Source organism: Aeromonas enteropelogenes (assembly GCF_000819845.1).
GTDB lineage: Bacteria > Pseudomonadota > Gammaproteobacteria > Enterobacterales > Aeromonadaceae > Aeromonas > Aeromonas enteropelogenes.
The window spans coordinates 210,914-217,279 of record NZ_CDCG01000026.1 but is presented as its reverse complement, the minus strand read 5'-3'; the positions used below and the strand labels follow the sequence as shown (position 1 = coordinate 217,279).

General features: G+C 58.8%; 5 protein-coding genes and 1 tRNA gene. 1 reads left to right on the top strand and 5 read right to left on the bottom strand.

Going from position 1 to position 6,366, the window contains the following annotated elements:
• Positions 1–56 precede the first annotated feature (56 nt).
• From BN1123_RS09945 to rsmC, 4 genes are all read right to left on the bottom strand, one after another.
• Positions 57–142: transfer RNA gene (locus BN1123_RS09945), tRNA-Leu, on the bottom strand.
• Between the two features lie 128 nt (positions 143–270).
• A complete protein-coding gene (gene glgA, locus BN1123_RS09940; RefSeq protein WP_042026736.1) occupies positions 271–1,731 on the bottom strand; it encodes a glycogen synthase GlgA in 1,461 nt (486 codons plus the stop codon).
• Entirely contained in the window at positions 1,721–2,938 is a 1,218-nt protein-coding gene (gene glgC, locus BN1123_RS09935) for a glucose-1-phosphate adenylyltransferase (protein ID WP_026457173.1), read from the bottom strand. The genes glgA and glgC overlap by 11 nt, the downstream gene beginning before the upstream one ends.
• Positions 2,939–3,089: 151 nt before the next feature.
• The gene (gene rsmC / locus BN1123_RS09930) at positions 3,090–4,118 is read right to left on the bottom strand and encodes a 16S rRNA (guanine(1207)-N(2))-methyltransferase RsmC (RefSeq protein WP_412149596.1); all 1,029 of its coding nucleotides are present in this window, start codon (positions 4,116–4,118) and stop codon (positions 3,090–3,092) included.
• A gap of 301 nt (positions 4,119–4,419) precedes the next feature.
• Between rsmC and dapA the strand changes: the two genes are divergently transcribed.
• Entirely contained in the window at positions 4,420–5,292 is an 873-nt protein-coding gene (gene dapA, locus BN1123_RS09925; RefSeq protein ID WP_042026733.1) for a 4-hydroxy-tetrahydrodipicolinate synthase, read from the top strand.
• 74 nt (positions 5,293–5,366) lie between these two features.
• Here the strand turns inward: dapA and BN1123_RS09920 are convergent, their stop codons facing one another.
• Positions 5,367–6,332 carry a CYTH domain-containing protein gene (locus tag BN1123_RS09920; RefSeq protein ID WP_042026732.1) on the bottom strand — a complete coding sequence of 322 codons (966 nt, stop codon included), beginning with the start codon at positions 6,330–6,332 and terminating at the stop codon, positions 5,367–5,369.
• Between the last annotated feature and the right edge of the window lie 34 nt (positions 6,333–6,366).

Sequence of the window (6,366 nt, the reverse complement as noted above, 5' to 3'; positions counted from 1 at the left end):
CACATCGGGTTATCAGTCTGAATTTACATGCCGCCTGATAAGAGCATGTTGCAGTATGGTGCGAAGAGAGGGACTCGAACCCTCACATCCGTGGGACACTAACACCTGAAGCTAGCGCGTCTACCAATTCCGCCACCTTCGCATCACTGCGGAGGGGGATTCTATAGAGTTTTGGGGGAGCGTCAACAGCCAGAGGGGACTTTTTTCACTGTTGACGCTCAAAGCCATGCCAAAGGGACAAAACTTCAGCAATTCGCCGACGCCGATGGCTCAGTGGCGTCCAAGGGCACTCTGGTACATCTGTTCATACTGGGTCACCGAGTCGGCCCAGTTGAAGCGAGTGCTCATGGCGTTGCGCTGCACTTTGGCAAAGAGCTCCTTGTCCTGCAGGAAGTAGAGCAGGCTGCGGCGCATGGTATCGAGCAGGATGGCCGCCGTAGGATCGTTGAAGCAAAAGCCAGTGGCATGCTCGGGATTGGCATCCCAGTCCACCACAGTATCTTTCAGGCCACCCACTGCACGTACCAGCGGCAGAGTGCCATAGGCCAGGCTGTACATCTGGTTGAGGCCGCAGGGTTCGAACAGGGAGGGCATCAGGAAGAAGTCGGCACCCGCTTCCACCAGATGGGCCAGCCTGTCGTCATAGGCGTTGATGAAGGCCAGCTTGTCCGCATGCTGTTGGGCCATGGTCTGCAACTGGGCTGCGAGCACGGGATCGCCGGAACCCACGATCACCACCTGTACCTGATGGTGGAGGAACTTCTCCAGTGCCGGGATCAGCAGTGGCACGCCCTTTTGCTCGGTCAGGCGACACACCATGCCATAGATGGGCAAGTCCGAGACGGGCAGGCCCACCTCCTGTTGCAGGCGCTGCTTGCAGATCCCTTTGCCGGCGAGATTGTCGATGCTGTATGTAGCAGGCAACAGCTCGTCGAATTCGGGATCCCAATCCTTGTAATCACAGCCGTTGAGGATGCCGCACAGATCGGCCGCCCGTTGCTGGAAGATGTGGGCCATGCCGTGGGCCCCCAGATGGGTGAGCAGCTCCTGGGCATAGTTGGGGCTGACCGCATTGATCTTGTCAGCGTAGAGCACCCCGCATTTGAGCAGGTTGACGTGGCCATAGTCGTAGTTGATGCGGCGTTCGTAATCGGCAATCTCGGGAATAGCCCAGAACTGCTCGCGGCCAAAGCCTCCCTGAAACGCCGCATTGTGAATGCTGATCACGCTGCGGGTATGCTGGAAGAAGGGGTTGTGGGCATGCCGGGTCTTCAGCAGCAGCGGTAGCAGACCTGTGTGCCAGTCGTTACAGTGGGCGATATCGGGGGCAAAACCGATTTGCTCACAGGCATGCAGGGCGGCCGCAGACAAGAATGCAAAGCGTTCGCCATTGTCGCCATAGGCCTGATTGTTTTCGGCGTAGAGCTGGGGGCGATCGAAGTACTGCGGGCAGTCGAGCAGATAGACACAGACACCGTCCAGATCCATCTGATAGATACGATAGCCGATATCCGGCAGACCCGGATGGGTTGGCAGCCAGCGGGAGGCCAGCAGTCTGGCCTCATCCCGCCGTTTTATGGTCTTGTAGAAGGGCAGCATGATCCGGACATCATGTCCCTTCTGGGCCAGGTACATAGGCAGGGCTCTGGCGACATCGGCCAGGCCCCCGGTCTTGACCAGCCCCTCAACTTCCGAGGCAACAAACAGGATTTTCAGTGGGTTAATAGCCAACTCTTGCTCCCTTAGGTACCACGACGATACCGCCTTCGGATACGGTGAATCGCTCTCTGTCGTGGTCGAGATTTTCACCGATAACGGTGCCGGGTGCAATTTCAACGTTTTTGTCGATGATGGCGCGCCGGATGGAGCAACCTTCCCCTATCTTCACATCCCCCAGCAGGACGGATTCACTGATATGGCTGCAGGGGCCTATGTTGCAACGAAATCCCAGGATGGAGCGCTGGATCTGGCTGCCCTGAATGAAGCAGCCAGCGGAGATCAGTGAGTTGGCGATCTTGACCTTGCACTCTTCGCTGTCGATGAAGGTGGCGGGCGGCAGGGCCGGATAGTGGGTATGCAGCGGCCACTTGCGGTTATAGAGGGAGAAGGGGGGATTGTCAGCCACCAGATCCATGTGCGCCTGCCAGTAGGAGTCCAGGGTCCCCACGTCACGCCAGTAGACATCCGGCTTCTCGCCCGGGATGAGATTGGTGCTGTAGTCGTAGACATAGACGGGGGCACGCGGGTAAAGGCTGGGGATCACGTCCTTGCCAAAATCATGGCTGGAGTTCTCCTCGGTGGCATCCCGTTTGAGCTCGCGGCAGAGGGTCTCGGTCTCGAAGATATAGTTGCCCATGGAGACCAGCGCCTGGGTGGGATCGCCGGGAATGGGTTTGGGATGCTTGGGCTTTTCCTGAAAACCTATCATGCGCCCCTCGGTATCCACCTCGATCACCCCGAAGGCGCTGGCCTCCTCAATGGGCATACGCAGGGCGGCGACCGTCATGGCGGCGGCTTTCTGCTTGTGGAAAGCCACCATCTGGCTCACATCCATCTTGTAGATGTGATCGGATCCGAAGATGCAGACGTGGTCCGGTTCGGCGCGCTCGATAAACCCCAGGTTCTGGTAGATGGCATCAGCGGTACCGTCGTACCAGCGTTTGCCCATGCGCATCTGGGCTGGAATGGGGTCGATGAAACGGTCGGTGATACCGACGATGTTCCAGCCTTTCTTCATGTGCAGGTAGAGGGATTGGGACTTGAACTGGGTCAGGACGTAGATCCGCAGGAAATCGGCGTTGACGAAGTTGTTGAGGACAAAGTCGATCAGCCGGTAACTCCCGCCAAACGGGACAGCGGGCTTGCTGCGGGTGGTGGTGAGGGGCTGCAGGCGGGTTCCTTCGCCCCCAGCCAGGATCATGGTCAAAATGCCGGCCATCGTATGTCTCTCCCTGAATAAACAAGATGAAAAGGTTTTCAATTCGTTTCAAAAAAACACCCCTTAAGGGGTGTTTTTTGTTTCCATTCAAGTACCTTATCAGATCCCGTGTGACGCTCTCTAGCGCTTTCGGGACAAGACTTACACTTATTTACACTTTGCTCAGATAGACCTTGAATTTGGCATCGCTACGCACTGTTTCGGTCTGCTTGAAGTGCGAATCCAGTATAGGCTGGTATCGCAGGAAGGCGTTGGCCACTATGGTCAGGCTGCCATGGGGGCGCAGATATTCCGGCGCCTTGGCGAGAAACGTCTCGGTGGCACCGTAGAAGGTCTTGAGCCCGGCATGAAACGGGGGGTTTGAGACGATCCGATCAAACTTGCCGCTGATGTCGGAGTAGACATCGGAGGCATGCACCTTGCCCTGCAGGCCGTTGATGGCCAGGGTGCGGCGGCTCGACTCCAGTGCCAGGGCATTGATGTCTACCATGGTGACTGAGAGTTCCGGGTTGCGCTTGGCCAGCACCGAACCTATCACTCCCGCACCACAGCCAAAATCGAGCAGCTCGCCGCCTATGGGGGGCAGGGCCGCCAGCAGCATCTGGCTGCCCAGATCCAGTCCGTCCGCACTGAATACTCCAGGCAGTGCCATCACAGTCAATTCGGTGTCACCCGCCTTGCACTCATAGCGGCTGAACCAGGCATCCAGCTCGAACGGGGCAAGCGGCTTGCTGAGCTCTCCGTGATAGAGGGAACAGCGACGGGCCGAATCGCGCTTGAGCGGCTTCTCGCTATAGGGAGCCAGCAGTTTGTCGGCCCCATTGATGCCGCCGCGGTTCTCGCCGGCGAGAAACAGGTCGGCACCGGCTTCCAATAGCGGTGTCATCATGGCCAGCAGATACTGGGCCTCGGCCTTGGCCTTGGGCATCAGCAGCAGCAGGGCATCGAAGCGGGGAGCGCCTCCCAGCTGGTGGTCGAACAGGATGGCATCCTTGAGCGCGCTTTGTTGGCTGCGGTAGTAGCAATAATCCGTGGTGAAGACGGTCAGGGAGTCGGCCAGAGTGGCCAGCTGGCGGGGATAGTCATCCTCCAGGGCGCCGCATACCAGCAGCCGCTTGCCGACAAAGAGGGCTTGGTTTCGTTCCAGCATCTGGCTGACGGCACTATTTTTATGGCTGATGGCTCCAGCAGGGCTGCTCATCGGTTCTCTCCACGCAATTTTGGGCGGCCATTATACATAGCCGGTTTCGCCTTGACATTTTTGCCGTGTTCCCGAAATATGCCCAGACACCATTTTTTGACCAGAGATGATGAAATGCGGTTCAACGAGTTGAAACGAAAGCATAAAAAAAGCCTGAAATCCGGGCCTGCCGACGTTCGCGCGTAACCTCTCATCCCTGAGAACATTCAAACCCCGGTTGCGCACATCGTACCGGGGTTTTTTATTGCCATATGCGTGCCATTTAGGAGAAGGAGATCCCATGTTTCAAGGTTCAATCGTTGCTCTGATTACCCCGTTTCGACAGGGCAAGCTGGATGAAGAGGCGCTACTGCGTCTGGTGGAGTGGCATGTCGAGCAGGGTACCCATGGCATAGTGCCGGTCGGGACCACAGGCGAGAGCCCGACCCTGACTCACGACGAGCACTGCCGGGTGGTGGAGCTGGTGGTCAAGCAGGTGGCGGGGCGCATTCCGGTGATCGCCGGGGCCGGTTCCAACAATCCGGTCGAAGCGATCGAGTACACCCTCCATGCCGAGCGGGTTGGGGCCGATGCGACCCTGCATGTGGCCGGTTATTACAACCGTCCCAATCAGGAGGGACTCTACCATCACTTCAAGGCAGTGCATGATGCCACCGCCAAGCCCATCATCGTCTATAACATCCCGCCCCGCGCCATCGTCGATGTGCAACCGGCGACTCTGGCTCGCCTGGCCGAACTGCCGCGCATCGCCGGGGTTAAGGATGCGACCGGCGATCTGGCCCGCCCATGGGTCGAGCGTCAGCTGATCAAAAAGCCTTTTGCCTGGCTCTCCGGTGAAGATGCTACCGCGGTGGCCTACAACATAGGTGGCGGTCAGGGCTGTATCTCGGTAACTGCCAACGTGGCGCCCAAGCTGGTGGCCGAGGTGCAGAATCTGGCGCTGGCCGGCAAGTGGCAGGAAGCGCGCGAGCTGCAGGACAGGCTGATCCCGCTTCATCAGGCCATGTTCGCCGAGCCTAGCCCAGCCGGTGCCAAGTACGCCGCCTCCCTGCTCGGTTTTTGCAGCGAAGAGTGCCGCTTGCCGGTGATGCCGCTCTCTGAGGCCACTCGTGAGCGCATTCGCAGTGCCATGCAGCAGCTGAACCTGCTGTAAGTTATCGCAAACAGTCAGAACAAAACGGGTGAGCCTTGGCTCACCCGTTTTGTTTACAGGGCCTCAAGAGAGAGTCAGCGGGCTGTTTGATGTAACCAGGCCGCAATGGCCAGTTGCAGCGCCACATAATCCGGATGAAGGAAGAGGGCTGACAATTCGGCGGGCCAGTGGTCGTTCTGCCGCTCCTCTCTGGCAAGGTGCGCCTGAAGGCTTATGAGTTGGGGTTGCCATGGTGCCGTCACGCCGGTGGCGCGGCGCTCAATGAGGGCCACGCCTTCACACAAGGCGGTGAAGGCTTGCTGCTGCACCTCGTTATTTCCCCGGCTTTCCAGCCAGAGCTGCTCGTGATGTTGCCAGTGGCGCAGCCCTTCGCCGATGGCGGCAGAGTCACTCATGGCTTTGTCGTCTGTCAGAGCTTGCCGTGCCAGCGGCTTGCCAAGCCCCGCCAGCTGATAGCCACGCTGTGCCTTGGACTGGGCGCCGAGGCGCACGCCGCCGAGTCGGGCAAGACGCCCGGCCAGTGCAAACAGCGCTGCCGTGTCGCCGGATTTCAATTCCAGTTCCAGCTCGTCGATCCGGCTGCTACCCAGGTTGCCGACGATTTCCCCCTGATCCCAGGCCAGCTCGATCTCGGCCCCGTCGAAGGCGATCAGCCAGTGGCGGCGCAGGAAATCGGTACGGAATTGGGCAATCAGCTGCTGCTGGATACGGTCACGCTCGGCCAGGGTGGGCCAGATGTCGTCGGGAAAGGCGTTGAGGGTGGGCAGATCGCCGTCGATGGGCGTGTTGTATTCGGGTCTGGCGTGCAGTCCACCCACGACCTGGCCGCGGCACTTGATGGTTTGTTCGGCAAATTCATCGCAGCGGCGGATCCGCAATCCCATCTCGAGGCGGCGCAGGGCCAGATCTGGGGTATCGAAATAGACGTTGCCAAGGCGCTGCTGCGATGCCTCTTTAATATCCAATGAATTCATAAGGTTGGATAAGGCGGGCGCGACGTCATTGGCGACGAAAAACTTTATCTCGATCTCAGTTTGCATAGTCATTCCAGGCTGGGAGGCAACTTTGGGGGGC

Coding starts and splice junctions, on each gene's coding strand:
- glgC (WP_026457173.1), bottom strand. CDS start 2,938: ATGGCCGGCATTTTGACCATGATCCTGGCTGGGGGCGAAGGAACCCGC.
- dapA (WP_042026733.1), top strand. CDS start 4,420: ATGTTTCAAGGTTCAATCGTTGCTCTGATTACCCCGTTTCGACAGGGC.
- BN1123_RS09920 (WP_042026732.1), bottom strand. CDS start 6,332: ATGCAAACTGAGATCGAGATAAAGTTTTTCGTCGCCAATGACGTCGCG.